Consider the following 14695-nt stretch of genomic DNA (forward strand, 5'->3'; position numbering starts at 1 on the left):
ACTCCCAGACACGGTGCGACGGGTTAACGCGTTGTTCACCGACACGCCCCCTGCTCTCCGCGCCAATCCTCGGAATCGGCGGTACCGTCGGCAATAACAGACAGCGGGGAAGCTGACTGTGCGGGAGGTTCTGATACGTGACTGAGCTAGTGAGTGCGAGAGGGCCGGCACCCGGCCCTCGTGTCAGCTGACACGTCAGGACCGACCGGCCGAGCGACAAACGTTCGCGTGGCGTCGCGCGAACATAGGAGCCCCACGTGGCCACTTCACGCTCCGTTTCCGCCCCTCTTCGGACATTCGTGCTGGACACCTCGGTTCTGCTGTCGGATCCTTGGGCTGTTGTTCGCTTCGCCGAGCACAATGTGGTGCTACCGCTCGTGGTCATCAGCGAGCTGGAGGGTAAACGCCATCACCACGAGCTGGGATGGTTCGCACGGGAGTCGTTGCGCATGCTCGACGACCTTCGCGTCGAACACGGTCGGCTCGATCAACCTGTTCCGATCGGCACCCAGGGCGGCACACTGCAGGTCGAGCTCAATCACACCGACGCAGCCGTTCTGCCTGTCGGTTTTCGTACCGACTCCAACGATTCGCGGATCTTGGCGTGCGCACTCAACCTGGCGGCCGAGGGCAAAGAAGTAGTGCTCGTCAGCAAGGACATCCCGCTGCGAGTGAAAGCCGGTGCGGTGGGATTGCCCGCCGACGAGTATCACGCCCACGACGTCGTGCCTTCGGGTTGGACCGGCATGGCCGAACTGGAAGTGCAGCCGGCCGACATCGATCGGTTGTTCGCGGACGGTGTCATCGACCTGGACGATGCACGAGAAATGCCGTGTCACACAGGAGTTCGCTTGCTCGGGGGCCGTTCGAGTGCATTGGGACGCGTCACAGCGGACAAGCAGGTGCAGCTCGTGCGCGGCGAACGGGAAGCATTCGGTTTGCACGGACGCTCCGCCGAACAGCGGGTCGCGCTCGACTTGCTGCTCGACGAGAGCATCGGCATCGTCTCGCTCGGCGGCAAGGCCGGTACAGGAAAGTCTGCGCTGGCACTGACCGCAGGTCTGGAGGCCGTGCTCGAGCGTCGTACTCATCGGAAAGTTGTTGTCTTTCGCCCTCTGTACGCGGTCGGCGGTCAGGAGCTCGGGTACCTACCCGGCAGTGAGAGCGAAAAAATGGGCCCGTGGGGGCAGGCCGTGTTCGACACCTTGGAAGGGCTTGCAAGCCCAGAGGTGATGGAAGAGGTCATCGCGCGAGGAATGCTGGAAGTATTGCCGCTCACGCATATTCGTGGACGGTCGCTGCACGATTCCTTCGTCATCGTCGACGAGGCTCAATCACTCGAACGCAATGTTCTGCTCACGGTTCTGTCCAGGCTCGGTAGTGGCTCCCGCGTCGTTCTCACCCACGACGTGGCGCAGCGTGACAATCTCCGCGTAGGACGGCACGACGGCGTCGCCGCGGTGATCGAAAAGCTCAAGGGCCACCCGCTTTTCGCGCACATCACCCTCACCCGAAGCGAGCGTTCGCCGATCGCGGCACTGGTTACGGAGATGCTCGAGGAGTTCGGGCCCTCAGGGGCGTAGACGCATGGAGTGGAAATGCGTTCGGCGGGACGCATTTCCACTCATGGGCGCAGCCGCCACAGCCCACGCACCAACGCTTTCGCGAAGTCGAGATTGTCGAAATAGTCCCGCCACACGAGGATCTTGCCGTCGCGCAGCTCGAAAGTGCCGCACACCCAGAACTCGACACGCAATCGGCGCCAGATCAGTACATCGGTTCGTTCGGTGAGCACCACGTTGCCGTCGGGAGCTGCGGCGATGTTGCGGATGGTGACGTCGAATCCGTAGTTCGGCTTCGCCATGACCGCCAGTGCTTTGCGGACTCGGGCTATGCCACGCACTTTCGGAAATCCCACGTTGTGCCAGACGATCCCGTCGTCGAGGAGTGCCGCCACGCGATCGACGTCGCGCTCCGCCAGCGCCGCCAGCATGTCCTCGACGGTCTTGGTCGACTGAAGTAGATCTGTCACTTGGTGAATCTCCCCAATCCGTTCCCGTCGAAGTACTCGAGGGTGACGGTGTTGCCGTTGAACGTCGCCTGGGACACGGTGCCGTCGGGTGCGTTCTCGCTCCGCACATCGAAGGTGAAGGTATCACCGTCCCAGTGCTTCAGCTCGTACGAAGTGTCCTTGGGGCCGATGGCCAGAGTCAGGGTGCCGTTGTCGTCGGTGACCGTCGCAGGACCCCAGAACGAGTTCTGATACACCCCGGCATAGGCCGGGAGTGGTTGCGCGGGAGCAGGATCGGTGGGCGGTGTCTTGCCGACGAGTTCGCCCATCGGTTCGTCCATTCCCTCGAACGCATTTTTGTAGATCGTTCGCCAATCCTGTCGAACCTCGCCGAATTGCACGAGATCGGCGAACTCGGCCGATACCGTCTCGGCGATGCCGATAGGTGCAGCGTTGGTCAGTACGACGATGGAGACATCGAGCGAGGGGATAGTCACGAAATTCGTGCCTGCGCCGAGCTCGAATGCTCCCGAATGACTCACCTGTGTGCGGCCGGCCCCCGAGTTCGAGACGTTGAAACCGTATCCGTAGTAGCCGGCCCGCGTGTCCGGAGTGCCGGACGGGGACGAGATGATCTCAGCCGTCACTGCGGGCAGCAGGGCATCGGGTTCGACGACCTGCTTGCCGTCGAACGTGCCGTCGGCGGCGAGCATCGTCATCCACTTCGCCATGTCGTTCGCCGAGGAGCTCACCCCACCTGCAGGCGATTGTGCGTCCGGTTCTCGCTGAAACTTGGCCTCGTACGCGCCGTCGACGAGCACGTGTGGGACCGCGCGGTCGGTGCGAGCCATATAGTCCGCGAATCGCGAACTGGTCGACGCCATCCAGAGGGGGCCGTAGATCGCGTCCTGGCTGAGGGTCTCCCAATCCTTGCCCGACGCCTGCGCTACCGCCTCGGCCCCAGCGGTGACGCCGAAGTTGGTGTAGTTGTACGTCGAGCGGAACGGATCCAGGGGGATGTCCTTCAGTCTTGCGAGTACTTGGCGGCGGTCGTAGCCGATTTCCTCGAGGTTGTCGCCTGCGTGATCGGGCAACCCGCTGCGATGGGCGTAGAAGTCGCCGACCGTGACGTTCTGGGTCACGTACGGATCCGCGAGCGCGAACCACGGCAGCTCCGAGACCACAGGAGTTGTCCAATCGACCACTCCGCCACCGACCTGCGAAGCGACTACCGTCGAGCCGACAGATTTGGACAACGATGCCAGTTGAAATACCGTATCGCCGTCGACCGCATCGTCCTTACCGACCTCGCGCACCCCGAATCCCTTGGAGTACACGACTTCTCCCTTGTGTACGACGGCGATAGCCATCCCAGGGATTTTCGAGGACTCCATCAGTTCGGCGGCAATGCCGTCCAGTTTGCCTACCGCGTCGTCGATCTGGCCGTCGGGAACGTCGACGCCGGGCACCTGGCCGGGCGAGAGCCCGGAGTCCCCCTCCGACGACGCTTCTGCGGTGGCGGTGGCGGTGGCGGTGGCCGTGGCGGTCGCCGTTTCGGTGTCACCGGAGGAATCGGAGGAGCACCCGACGAGGGCCGTCATCGAGGTGGCGAGAGCGAGGGCCAGATACATCTTCTTCGAGCGCATCACAGGAGTCCTCTCCAGGAGCGAATGGATTACGAAGAGCGTAGACCCTGCTCGCGTGGGATTTGGGAGAATTCACAGAGGTCAGGGGCGCGAAGCTTGACGTTCGGGGAGAGGCGCTACGGTATTCGGATGCCTACGAACTTCACTGACGGTGACCTGTTGCTCCGATTGGAGCCCGCCGTGGAAGAGAATCTGCGCCGACACATCGAAGAAGCTGAGGATTGGCACCCCCACGATTTCGCGCCGTGGGACGACGGCAAGAACTTCGCGTTCCTCGGTGGCGAGGACTGGTCGGCCGAACAATCCCACCTCAGCGAGGTCGAGATCCTGTCGGCTACGGTCAGCGTCCTCGTTGCTGACAATCTGCCCGCCTACCACCGTGAACTGGCCCGTGCACTGACCGGCCAGGGCGCATGGTGGAAGTGGACCGGCCGGTGGACGTCGGAAGAGAATCGTCAGTCGATAGCGCTGCGCGACTTCTTGGTCTTGACGCGCGCGGTCGATCCGGTCGCTCTCGAGCGTGTTCGGATGGAAGAGATGACGAAGGGCTACGACGCGCCCAGCCTGCACGTTCTTGATATCCTCGCGCATTTCGCCGTGGACGAGTCCGCCGCTGTGCTGCGAAACAACAATACGATCGCGCTCGGTGGCGACCCTGTCCTGGCCAAGATTTTGTCGAAGATCGCCCAGGACGATGCCCTCCAGTCGAAGTTCTACGCGAACATCGTCACCGAAGCGCTCGGCGTTGTTCCGGATCAGACAGTGCGCGCTATTGCCGACCGCATCAATGGGTATTCGATCCCCGTGGTGGATCTGCCGGGTAAGGGCAACAGCACCGAATTGCTCGCCGACGCCGGTATCTACACGGTGGAGCAGCAGAGCGAGAAGGTGTTCAAGCCATTGCTGGCGGAGTGGAACATCTTCGGCCGCGACGACCTCGGCGACGAGGGCAACAAGGCGCGCGACGAGCTGAGCGCGTTCGCCTGAGCTGGCTTTACCACCCCTGAAAGCGTGAATGGCTCGTTCATACGAAGCAATCGTATGAACGAGCCATTCAAGCTAAGGCAGGGCGGCTACCGCCGATGCCGGCAACTAACGGTGAGGTCAGTCCTTGACCTTCGCCATGGCCAGCACGTCGAGCCGCTTGTCGAGTTCTTCCTCGCTGAGCTTGTCGCCGATTAGCCCACGGTCGATGACCGTCTGACGGATCGTCTTCTTCTCCTTGAGCGCCTGCTTGGCGACGGCCGCGGCCTCCTCGTAACCGATGGCGGAGTTCAGCGGCGTCACGATGGACGGCGAGGACTCGGCGAGGGTCTTGAGGTGCTCGACGTTGGCGGTCAGCCCGCTGATGCACTTGTCGGCGAACAGTACCGAGACATTGGCGAGCAAGGTGAAGGACTCGAGCACGTTGCGTGCCATCACCGGGATGTAGACGTTGAGCTCGAAAGCACCCGAGGCGCCACCGAACGCGACGGCTGCATCGTTGCCGACGACCTGCACGGCGACCTGTGTAACCGCTTCGGGCAGAACAGGATTGACCTTGCCTGGCATGATCGAGCTACCCGGCTGCAGGTCGGGAAGTGACAGCTCGCCAAGTCCGGTGAGTGGTCCCGAACCCATCCAACGAATGTCGTTGGCGATCTTGGTCAGTGACACCGCGATGGTGCGCAGTGCGCCGGATGCCTCGACGAGTCCGTCCCGAGCTGCCTGCGCCTCGAAGGCGTTCTTGGCTGCGGTCAGGGCTTCGATTCCGGTCGACTCGACCAGTGCTGCAACAACTTTCGGTCCGAAACCGTCGGGAGCGTTGAGGCCGGTGCCCACCGCAGTGCCGCCGATCGGGAGTTCACCCAAACGTGGCAGGGTCGCCTCGATGCGCTCGATACCGGCTTCGATCTGACGGGCGTACCCGCCGAATTCCTGGCCGAGAGTGACCGGAACAGCATCCATGAGGTGCGTGCGTCCGGACTTGACCACTGTCTTCCACTCGACGGCCTTCGCGGCCAGCGCGGAATGCAGGTGCTTCAGTGCAGGCACGAGCGAAGTGATCGCAGCCTCGGTCGCGGCGACGTGGGTAGCCGTCGGGAAAGTGTCGTTCGACGACTGCGACATGTTGACGTGGTCGTTGGGGTGAACCTCCACGCCCTTAGCCTTGGCGATCGACGCGATGACCTCGTTGGCGTTCATGTTGGAGCTGGTTCCCGAACCGGTCTGGAAGACGTCGATGGGGAACTGGTCGTCGTGCAGACCTTCGGCGATTTCGTTCGCAGCTGCGATGATCGCGTCGGCAAGCGTGCTGTCGAGCAGTCCGAGGTCCCTGTTGACCTGCGCGCAGGCTGCCTTGAGCAGACCCATCGCGCGGATCTGAGTGCGCTCGAGCGGACGACCGGAGATGGGGAAGTTCTCGACTGCTCGTTGCGTCTGGGCGCGCCAGAGTGCATCGATCGGTACGCGAACCTCTCCCATGGTGTCGTGCTCGATCCGGAATTGCTGTTCGTCTGTCTGCGTCATGAGCCTTACTTTGCCAGTTAGGTATAGGTAATTGTCGTGCTGGGTCAGCGCACTCGCCGAACGGTCAGAAAGAAGGAGCCTGACCGCTCGTGTCGCCGTCGAAATCGACCGAAGAGTACTCGCGCAGCTTCTCGAGGCGGTGGTACGCGTCGATCATTCGAACGGTGCCGGACTTGGAGCGCATCACGATGGACTGAGTGTGCGCGCCGCCGCCCGCGTAGCGCACGCCGCGCAGCAGGTCACCGTCGGTGACGCCGGTAGCGGTGAAGAATACATTTTCACCCGACACCAAGTCGATGGTGTTGAGAACTCGATCGAGGTCGTGACCGGCGTCGATCGCTTTCTGCTTCTCTTCGTCATCCATGGGGGCGAGGCGGCCCTGCAGGGCGCCGTCCATGCAACGCATCGCAGCGGCCGCGATGATGCCCTCGGGGGTGCCGCCGATGCCGATCAGAAGATCCGTACCGGAATCGGGACGTGCGGCCGCGATTGCGCCTGCCACGTCACCGTCGGAGATGAGCCGAATACGTGATCCGGCGTCGCGAACGGCCTGAATCAGTTCTGCGTGACGAGGGCGGTCCAGGATGCACACGGTGACATCGGATGCGGATCCCTTCTTGATCTTGGCAATCCGAGCGATGTTCTCGGCTACCGGCGCGGTGATGTCGATGACATCGGCGTAGTCGGGTCCGACGGCGATCTTCTCCATGTAAAACACCGCAGAGGGGTCGAACATGGCGCCGCGTTCAGCGACGGCCAGTACGGAGATCGCGTTCGGCATGCCCTTGGCCATCAGCGTGGTTCCGTCGACCGGGTCGACGGCGAAGTCGACCTCTGGTCCGTTGCCGTTGCCGACCTGCTCGCCGTTGTAGAGCATCGGCGCTTCGTCCTTCTCGCCTTCGCCGATCACGACGACGCCGCGCATGGAGACCGAGCTGACCAGCTGACGCATGGCGTCCACCGCTGCTCCGTCGCCGCCTTCCTTGTCACCACGTCCCACCCAGCGGCCCGAGGCGAGTGCGCCGGCCTCTGTGACTCGTACGAGTTCTAGGGCGAGATTGCGATCCGGCGCCATTGCGCGCGTGGACTCGGTGCTGGTCGTCATCGGTTTGTAGCCTCCTGGTAGGTGGGGGTCTTACCCAGCGCGATTGTCTCATTCAGTGCCGTTGTCCGCAGCGGAGGGCATCCGCCGACCCGGCATCGACCTCCAGCGGGGATACTGGAGCAGTGGCGAACAGTAAACCCCGGATCCTGAACAACAACCGTGACATGGTCTGGTCACTCATTCCGCTCGTGATCGCCTGTTTGTTGATTGCCGGAATCGCCAGTCAGTGCACGTTGAGCCCAGGCGGACCGACGCAGGGACCGATCCCGAACTTCGACGTCGCCGCGGCAATGCAGTACGACGCGTCCGAGCTCGACTTCCCGATCCGCAACCCCAAGGTTCCCGACGACTGGACGCCGAACTCGGGAAGCCGCGGATCCATCGCAGGCGATCAGGGTGGAGACACCAGCACCGTCGGATACATCTCCGATGCCGGGCGCTACAACCGGCTCACGCAATCGAACGCAAGTGAAGACGTGCTCGTGCCGTTCGCGGTCGGTGAGCCTCGATTCGCCTCGGGAACTCAGTCGATCGACGGCAAGGAGTGGGTCGTCTACACGCAACAGAGCGAAGAGCCGGTGTGGGTGACCGACCTGGGTGACGTGCGCCTGCTCATCACCGGTAGCGGATCGTCCGAGGAATTCACCACGCTCGCCGCTGCGACTACCCAAGCGACGCCCCTGACGCCCTGAACGTAAGCCTCGTCGAGCGTCAGTCCTGGTCCTTCACGTGCGCGAGGGCATTCTCGACGCGCTTGCGTGCACCAGCGAGGTGCTCTTCGCAGCGGGTCGCGAGCAATTCGCCTCGTTCCCACAAGGCGAGCGATGCGTCGAGATCGAGGCCACCCTGTTCGAGAACCTTCACCACGTCGACCAGTTCGTCACGGGCAGCCTCGTAGCCCATTTCTTCGATCGGTGTTTCAGTCAAGAGTTTTCTCCTATCGAACTTTGCCCATGACCGCGGCAGTCACTGCGCCGTCGGCCACTCGTACTCGGATCTGTGTTCCCGGTGGTGCGTCGTCGACCGAACGCAACACCTCGGGATCGCCACCGGCGACCATGCGTTGCACGACGGCGTAGCCACGCGCCAGCGTCGCTGCGGGCCCGAGGGCTTGCGATCGATTTCGTAAGTGTTCGACCAGGGTTTCCTGTTTCGCGAGTTCGCGCAGAACGTCGCGTCGGGTTGCCTCGCGCAGACGCGTGATCTCCTCGCCGCGTCGCTCGATACCAGCGATCGGGTCGGCAAGGACCGGTCGATGTCGGATCATCTCGAGCCCACGCGCTTCTCTGGCAACCCAGTTTCGGAGCGCAGCAGCAGTTCTGGACCTCAGGTCGGCGACGAGATTCTGCTCGGCGACGGCGTCGGGCACCACCAGCTTGGCGGCGTCGGTCGGAGTCGCGGCACGCAGGTCGGCGACGTGATCGCTGAGCGGGCTGTCCGGTTCGTGTCCGATGGCGCTGACGATCGGTGTGGTCGCGGCCGAGATCGCGCGGCACAGCGCTTCGTCGGAGAACGGCAGCAGATCTTCGACGGAACCGCCCCCGCGGGCGAGGATGATGACGTCGACGTCACTGTTGTCGTTGAGTTCCTTCAATGCGCCGAGGATCGCGGGCACTGCCTGCGGGCCCTGTACCGGAGTATGTCGGACTTCGAATCGCACTGCCGGCCAACGCCTTTGTGCAACAGTCAGAACGTCCTTCTCGGCGGCACTTGCGCGCGCGGTGATCAGGCCGATCGTGCTGGGGAGAAACGGAAGTGGCCGTTTGAGGCGCGGATCGAACAGGCCTTCGGCAGCCAGGAGGCTGCGTAGACGTTCGACTCGGGCAAGGAGTTCGCCGACGCCGACGGCCCGAATGTCGGTGGCACGCAACGAGACTGTGCCTCGGCCGGTGTAGAAAGACAGCTTGCCGTACAGGATGACCTGCGCGCCTTCGGTCAGTGGGACCGGTGACCGCTCCAGCAGTTGCGGCGAGCAGGTGACCGAGAGTGACATGTCGGCAGACGGGTCACGCAAGACGAGAAACGCGGTCCGTGTACCTGGCCTGGCATTGATCTGGGTCAGTTGGCCCTCGACCCAGACGCTCCCGAGTCGGTCGATCCACCCGGCGACCTTCATCGCTACGGTGCGGACCGGCCACGGTTCTTCGGCGCTGCTCGGACCGGGGCCTGCAGTCTGATTGGTTGCGCTCACTTGGCTTTGGCTGTGGTGATTCGGTTCTCGAGCATCGTCAGGAACGGAGCACGTGCGCGCGAATCGGCCTCGTAGTCGAGGAGCGTCTCCAAGTCGTCGAGCGACAGGGTGCGCAGACGAGCACGTAATTGTGCGAGCGCTAGGGCGTCGTAATCGACGAGGTCGACGATCTCGGGTCGCTCGGTGGACGTCACGACCTGCACTTCTTCCTCGACCTCGGCCGGCGGAGTGGAGTACAGCGCAAAACGACCGGCCGCAGCGACAGGCTCGTGGTCCGGGACGTCGACCTCTTCGTTCTCGTTCAGCGAGGGCGGGGCATGGTCGTCGTCGAACACAGCCCAAGACGGCTGCTCCTGATCGGGGGTTCCGACGAGAGGTAGCGACGCGATGATCTCGTCACCCTTGATCGCGAGAGCAGTGACCTGCTGTTGAAGGCGCATCGAGCTGGCCAGTATTTCGCTGACGACCGTCATCGGAAAGGTGACCGCGGTACCGGGGAGCTTGCGCGCCTCTTCGACGACGGTCACCACCACGCCCGCGGCCACACGTGCAGCAAAAGGGACACGAGTCATATTTACAGCCTGCCTGAAGTCCAGGCATTTGGGTAGCCGACAGGCGGGTCGCCCACTAGTCGGAATCGCGGCGCCCTGCTCACGTACCCTGTAGTCATGTCTTCGGCTGTTCCACTGAACCTGGGTATCGCACGTCCATCGGGCGCTGATTCCGCCCCTTACACCGGAGGAAAACGAGTACTCCTGGCAGAGCCTCGCGGCTACTGCGCCGGCGTCGATCGCGCGGTCGAGACCGTGGAGAAGGCGCTGGAGCAGCATGGTGCTCCGGTGTACGTCCGTAAAGAGATCGTGCACAACCGGCATGTCGTCGAGACGTTGGCCGATCGCGGCGCCGTATTCGTCGACGAGACCGACGAGGTGCCTGAAGGCGCACTGTTGGTGTTCTCCGCGCACGGCGTATCGCCCGCGGTGCACGCTTCGGCTGCGGAGCGTCAGCTCCGCACCATCGATGCCACCTGCCCCCTCGTCACCAAGGTTCACCAGGAAGCCAAACGGTTCGCCCGCGACGACTACGACATTCTGCTGATCGGCCACGAAGGGCACGAGGAAGTGGAAGGCACTGCGGGTGAGGCACCTGAACACGTGCAGCTCGTAGACGGCCCGGACTCTGTCGACGCCGTCACCGTGCGTGATCCGAACAAGGTCATCTGGCTGTCGCAGACCACACTCAGCGTCGACGAGACGATGCTCACGGTCGCACGTCTACGTGAGCGCTTCCCGACGCTGCAGGATCCGCCGAGCGACGACATTTGCTACGCGACACAGAACCGTCAGGTCGCGGTGAAGGTGATGGCACCCGAGTGCGATCTGGTGATCGTCGTCGGATCGACGAACTCCTCCAACTCGGTCCGGCTCGTAGAAGTGGCACTCTCCGCTGGTGCGCGCGCCAGCTACCTCGTCGATTACGCGAAGGAGATCGACCTGGCCTGGCTGGACGGAGTGCAAACCGTCGGCATCACGTCGGGTGCGTCGGTGCCGGAGATTCTTGTCCAGGGAGTCATCGATCTGCTGTCCGAGCACGGTTATGCCGATGTGCAGCCCGTGACCACGGCCAACGAAACTCTCGTCTTCTCACTGCCACGCGAGCTTCGGCCGACCAAGGCCTGATCGGCTTCGGCCCTCGGGCGAGCCGAGTCAGGGTTCGGTGCGGTCCCGGTAGCGAACCTGCGGGACCGGATGCGGGGGGACGTGTGCGCTTGCCGGTGCCGAACGCGGCGCTGAATACGGATCGATGTCAGTTTGGCGGGGCGTCCGTGGCTGCGGCGGTCGGGGTGCTGCCCGCCTCGGCGGGAGCGGCGCCCGATCTGCGTCGCCCGGTTCGGGGCGGTACGGGTCAGCGCTATACGGGTCAGCGCGATTGATGTCAGCGGCCGGGCGGTCGTAGGAGGGCTCGACGCGTTCGCGGCGCGCACGACGGCCCTCGGTGCTCGGACGGCCTTCGGTGCTCGGACGGCCTTCGGTGCTCGGACGGCCTTCGGTACTTGGACGGCTCCCGCGGACCTCGGCGCTCTGCCGGCGTGCGACAGGACTTCTGCGCCCACCGTCGGTCGAGTGGCCGTCGGATGCGGGTCCCCGTCCGGAAACCCGATCCTCTGGACTGCGCGCTGAATCCGGTGCGTTCTTCGTCTTCGCCCCGGACGCTCTCGTACGGTCTCGTGTTTGCCTGGCCCTGTCACGAACCGAGCGAGAGGGGGCGTGGGTGGACTGCCGCTTGAGGAAGATGCGTGCACTGCCGATCCCGATCGCCAGAACAGTGCCCAGCAACATCAACGGAAACCGATTGACCAGGGGAATAGCGGCATTCAGCAGAATGTCCTTCACTCCGGTTCCTGGATTCTCGGTGAAGTACTGATATGCCATGGGGACCGCTACGAACAGGATCAACGGAGCCTGGACCAGCGCCGTGAAGAGGCCGCGATATCGGACCAGGACAACTGCGGCAACTACACCGATGATGTAAAAACAGGCGAAGGCAGAGGTCAGCTCGGTTCCGCGGGCTGCGTCGATGACGAATCCGAGAAAACTGGCACCGCCGGCGATTGCCACCGCCCCCCACGCAGGGACGCCGGGCACTGATGCGAGGGCTGAACGTTGATCCAGCGGAACCCCAGAACGGGCTCGTTGGGATGTAGACACCCACCGAGATTAGCGGCTGATCACCCGACTGCGTCGCTGACGTGACCGAACTGGTGCAACGGATGCGACGAATCGGACACTTTCGGTCGGCTGTCGACCCGGCGGACCTCGACGACTTCGGTATCGAACAGCTCGAGCTCGGATAGTTTGCGTGCTGTCACTGTGACCCTGGAATCGACCGAAGACACGGTGGAGTTGAAGGAGTCGACTGCCTTGCCGAGATGCCCGCCGAGCTTGTCCAGGTGCGCAGCAACGACTCCGAGTCTGGAATACAGCTCTCGCCCGAGCATCTGAATTCGAGCGGCGTCCTCGGCAAGCGACTCCTGCTTCCACGTGTACGCAACCGTGCGTAGAAGAGCGACCAAAGTAGTGGGAGTGGCAAGTATCACATTTCTGGTGAACGCGTATTCCAGCAGCGACGAATCGGACGTGAGCGCGGCGTCGAGAAACGGATCACCTGGAACGAAGAGAATCACGAACTCGGGCGTCGGTTCGAACGAGCGCCAATATTCCTTGGCCGACAATTGATCGACATGTGTTCGCAGGTGCCGAGCATGCCGAGTCAACTGCTTGCTTCGAGCATCGGCGTCTTCCTCCTGCGCGGCATCGAGATAGGCCGCGAACGGAACTTTGGCATCCACCACAATCTGCCGACCGCCTGCCAACCGGACGATCATGTCCGGGCGAACCCCGTCCCGGGTGACCTGGGTGTCGAAATCGCAGTGCTTGACCATGCCGGCGAGCTCGACGACCCGTTCGAGTTGGATCTCACCCCAACGTCCACGAATCTGCGGTGCGCGCAACGCGGTGACCAGTTGGGACGTCTGCGTGGATAGATGAACCGATGCGCGTTGCATCCCGGTCACCTGCTCGGTCAGACCCGCGTATGCGCGGATTCGACTGTGCTCTACCTGTCTTACCTGCTCGGTGAGCGCGTCTACGGCGTCGTGCAGCGGTTCCACCAGATGTGACACCTGTTGGCCGATTGCTCCTGAATGCCTACGGGCCGAATCCTCGTTGACGGCGTCGAGAGACCGTCGCAGCAGCGCCTCGTTGTCGCGGAGTGCCGCCAACTGTGCCTCGGCACGCACCGCACGATCTCCGAACCTGCTCGAGTGCAACAACCATCCGATGGCTGCCCCGAGAGCGAAGGCGAATGCCATTCCGACAGCGGTAAGTGCGTTCATGCCGCAGATGATGCCCGACGGTACCGACAGACTTCTCGGATCAGCCCGAGTGCCCGTCTACCCCGCAGGGGCGCAGGGGCCGACTGGCCGTAGCGGTTGAGCGCGTTTGTCGGTGGCCTCCGTTAGCGTCGTATTCATGAAGATCCTGCACACCTCGGACTGGCACATCGGCCGCACGTTCCACGGCGTCGACCTGCTTGCCGACCAGGCTGCTGCGCTGGCGGCCATAGCGGATCTGGTTGCCGCACAAAGAATCGACGTGGTGGTCGTGCCGGGTGACATCTATGATCGCGCCGTGCCGAGCGCGGATGCGGTCCTCGTGTGCAACAGGGGACTGGAAGCCATCCGTGCGGCGGGGGCTGTCATCGTGGCGACCTCGGGCAATCATGATTCGCCGGCGCGGCTCGGTGCGGGCGCAGCATTCGCCTCGGCAGGCGGTTTGCATCTGATGACCCGGGTGGGCGATGTAGGTACTCCGGTGGTGATCGACGACGAGTTCGGCCCGGTCGCCTTCTACGGAATTCCTTACCTGGAGCCGGAAACCACGCGGATCGAACTCGACGTTCCCGGTGCGCGGTCGCACGCGGATGTGTTGGACGCGGCGATGGAGCGCATCACCGCAGATCTCGACGGCCGACGGAGCGGTGCGGATCACGTGCGATCGGTGGTGCTGGCGCATGCGTTCGTCGTCGGCGGTGAAGCGACGGGTTCTGAGCGTTCGATCTCGGTAGGTGGGGTCGAGACCGTTTCAGCATCTGCATTCGACGGTGTCGATTATGTTGCGCTGGGCCACTTGCACTCTCCACAGATGCTGACCGAGCGTGTTCGCTATTCGGGCTCGCCGTTGCCGTATTCGTTCGGTGAACGGTCTCACCGGAAAGCTGTATGGATACTCAAGCTCGATGCGGACGGTCTGGGCACGGTCGAGCGAGTAGATCTGCCGGTCGTCCGTGGTTTGAGCCGGATCGAAGGCACCGTCGAAGAGCTGACCACTGCAATCGAATTCGCTGCTGCCGAAGAGCATTACGTATCGGCCGTCCTGACCGATCCAGTTCGTCCGGTCGATGCCATGCGCGCGCTGCGTACCCGCTTCCCGCACGCTGTTCACCTCGAATGGTCCCGCCCCGCAGGAACTTCCGAGCTCCGATACCGCGATCGTGTCCGCGGCCGCACCGATATCGACATTGCCACCTCGTTCGTCACCGACATGCGAAGTACTCCCGAAGCGCGGGAGGTTTCGTTGCTCGAACGGGCATTGGCTGCGGTGCAGCGCGAGGACGTTTCCCGTGACGACGAGCGTGTCGAGCAGTACGAGTTGTCCGGACGCAGCGCATGAGCC

At 63.3% G+C, this 14695-nt stretch carries 14 protein-coding genes; 5 read left to right on the plus strand and 9 right to left on the minus strand.

Annotated features, from left to right (window positions below; all coding sequences use genetic code 11):
- The first annotated feature begins 257 nt into the window (after window positions 1–257).
- Complete coding sequence (locus H2510_RS08835; RefSeq protein ID WP_186627942.1) at window positions 258–1583, plus strand: PhoH family protein; 1326 nt, start codon at window positions 258–260, stop codon at window positions 1581–1583.
- Between the two features lie 41 nt (window positions 1584–1624).
- Here the strand turns inward: H2510_RS08835 and H2510_RS08840 are convergent, their stop codons facing one another.
- Window positions 1625–2032: a limonene-1,2-epoxide hydrolase family protein gene (locus H2510_RS08840; protein WP_186627943.1), complete on the minus strand. Its 408-nt coding sequence runs from the start codon at window positions 2030–2032 to the stop codon at window positions 1625–1627.
- Window positions 2029–3657 carry a serine hydrolase gene (locus H2510_RS08845; RefSeq protein WP_186627945.1) on the minus strand — a complete coding sequence of 543 codons (1629 nt, stop codon included), beginning with the start codon at window positions 3655–3657 and terminating at the stop codon, window positions 2029–2031. Before H2510_RS08845 ends, H2510_RS08840 begins: the two co-directional genes overlap by 4 nt.
- A gap of 129 nt (window positions 3658–3786) precedes the next feature.
- On the opposite strand from H2510_RS08845, the gene H2510_RS08850 reads away from it, so the two are divergent.
- Window positions 3787–4644, plus strand: coding sequence for an acyl-ACP desaturase (locus H2510_RS08850; protein WP_186627946.1), 858 nt, complete (start codon window positions 3787–3789; stop codon window positions 4642–4644).
- Window positions 4645–4761: 117 nt separating this feature from the next.
- On the opposite strand, the gene H2510_RS08855 is transcribed toward H2510_RS08850, so the two are convergent.
- Window positions 4762–6165 carry a class II fumarate hydratase gene (locus tag H2510_RS08855; RefSeq protein ID WP_186627947.1) on the minus strand — a complete coding sequence of 468 codons (1404 nt, stop codon included), beginning with the start codon at window positions 6163–6165 and terminating at the stop codon, window positions 4762–4764.
- Between the two features lie 64 nt (window positions 6166–6229).
- Window positions 6230–7270, minus strand: a complete 1041-nt coding sequence (gene glpX, locus H2510_RS08860) for a class II fructose-bisphosphatase (protein ID WP_186627948.1) — start codon at window positions 7268–7270, stop codon at window positions 6230–6232.
- 122 nt (window positions 7271–7392) lie between these two features.
- On the opposite strand from glpX, the gene H2510_RS08865 reads away from it, so the two are divergent.
- Complete coding sequence (locus H2510_RS08865) at window positions 7393–7962, plus strand: DUF4245 domain-containing protein (protein ID WP_186627949.1); 570 nt, start codon at window positions 7393–7395, stop codon at window positions 7960–7962.
- A 19-nt stretch (window positions 7963–7981) separates the two neighbouring features.
- Here H2510_RS08865 and H2510_RS08870 read toward each other — a convergent pair whose 3' ends face one another.
- The 3 genes from H2510_RS08870 to H2510_RS08880 are packed head-to-tail and all read right to left on the minus strand — an operon-like array spanning window position 7982 to window position 10033.
- Window positions 7982–8197 carry an exodeoxyribonuclease VII small subunit gene (locus tag H2510_RS08870; protein WP_084346075.1) on the minus strand — a complete coding sequence of 72 codons (216 nt, stop codon included), beginning with the start codon at window positions 8195–8197 and terminating at the stop codon, window positions 7982–7984.
- Between the two features lie 10 nt (window positions 8198–8207).
- On the minus strand, window positions 8208–9461 hold the full coding sequence (gene xseA, locus H2510_RS08875; RefSeq protein ID WP_186627950.1) for an exodeoxyribonuclease VII large subunit: 1254 nt from the start codon (window positions 9459–9461) through the stop codon (window positions 8208–8210).
- Window positions 9458–10033 (minus strand): lipid droplet-associated protein, encoded by a 576-nt coding sequence (locus H2510_RS08880; protein WP_186627951.1) that lies wholly within the window; start codon window positions 10031–10033, stop codon window positions 9458–9460. Before H2510_RS08880 ends, xseA begins: the two co-directional genes overlap by 4 nt.
- A 96-nt stretch (window positions 10034–10129) precedes the next feature.
- On the opposite strand from H2510_RS08880, the gene H2510_RS08885 reads away from it, so the two are divergent.
- Window positions 10130–11140: a 4-hydroxy-3-methylbut-2-enyl diphosphate reductase gene (locus H2510_RS08885; protein WP_186627952.1), complete on the plus strand. Its 1011-nt coding sequence runs from the start codon at window positions 10130–10132 to the stop codon at window positions 11138–11140.
- Window positions 11141–11167: 27 nt separating this feature from the next.
- Here H2510_RS08885 and H2510_RS08890 read toward each other — a convergent pair whose 3' ends face one another.
- Both H2510_RS08890 and H2510_RS08895 read right to left on the minus strand, forming a co-directional pair.
- A complete protein-coding gene (locus tag H2510_RS08890) occupies window positions 11168–12169 on the minus strand; it encodes a DUF6542 domain-containing protein (protein ID WP_186627954.1) in 1002 nt (333 codons plus the stop codon).
- A 20-nt stretch (window positions 12170–12189) separates the two neighbouring features.
- Window positions 12190–13356: a DNA recombination protein RmuC gene (locus H2510_RS08895; protein WP_084346071.1), complete on the minus strand. Its 1167-nt coding sequence runs from the start codon at window positions 13354–13356 to the stop codon at window positions 12190–12192.
- A 136-nt stretch (window positions 13357–13492) separates the two neighbouring features.
- Here H2510_RS08895 and H2510_RS08900 point away from each other — a divergent pair, with 136 nt between their 5' ends.
- Window positions 13493–14692, plus strand: a complete 1200-nt coding sequence (locus H2510_RS08900) for an exonuclease SbcCD subunit D (RefSeq protein ID WP_186627955.1) — start codon at window positions 13493–13495, stop codon at window positions 14690–14692.
- The last annotated feature ends 3 nt before the right edge of the window (window positions 14693–14695 follow it).

The sequence above is a fragment of the Rhodococcus sp. BP22 genome (assembly GCF_014281965.1).
GTDB lineage: Bacteria > Actinomycetota > Actinomycetes > Mycobacteriales > Mycobacteriaceae > Rhodococcoides.

Excerpts from the sequence above, each read along its gene's own strand:
- glpX (WP_186627948.1), bottom strand. The coding sequence starts at position 7,270 with ATGACGACCAGCACCGAGTCCACGCGCGCAATGGCGCCGGATCGCAAT.
- H2510_RS08895 (WP_084346071.1), bottom strand. The coding sequence starts at position 13,356 with ATGAACGCACTTACCGCTGTCGGAATGGCATTCGCCTTCGCTCTCGGG.
- H2510_RS08850 (WP_186627946.1), top strand. The coding sequence starts at position 3,787 with ATGCCTACGAACTTCACTGACGGTGACCTGTTGCTCCGATTGGAGCCC.
- H2510_RS08880 (WP_186627951.1), bottom strand. The coding sequence starts at position 10,033 with ATGACTCGTGTCCCTTTTGCTGCACGTGTGGCCGCGGGCGTGGTGGTG.
- H2510_RS08900 (WP_186627955.1), top strand. The coding sequence starts at position 13,493 with ATGAAGATCCTGCACACCTCGGACTGGCACATCGGCCGCACGTTCCAC.
- H2510_RS08855 (WP_186627947.1), bottom strand. The coding sequence starts at position 6,165 with ATGACGCAGACAGACGAACAGCAATTCCGGATCGAGCACGACACCATG.
- H2510_RS08885 (WP_186627952.1), top strand. The coding sequence starts at position 10,130 with ATGTCTTCGGCTGTTCCACTGAACCTGGGTATCGCACGTCCATCGGGC.
- H2510_RS08845 (WP_186627945.1), bottom strand. The coding sequence starts at position 3,657 with ATGCGCTCGAAGAAGATGTATCTGGCCCTCGCTCTCGCCACCTCGATG.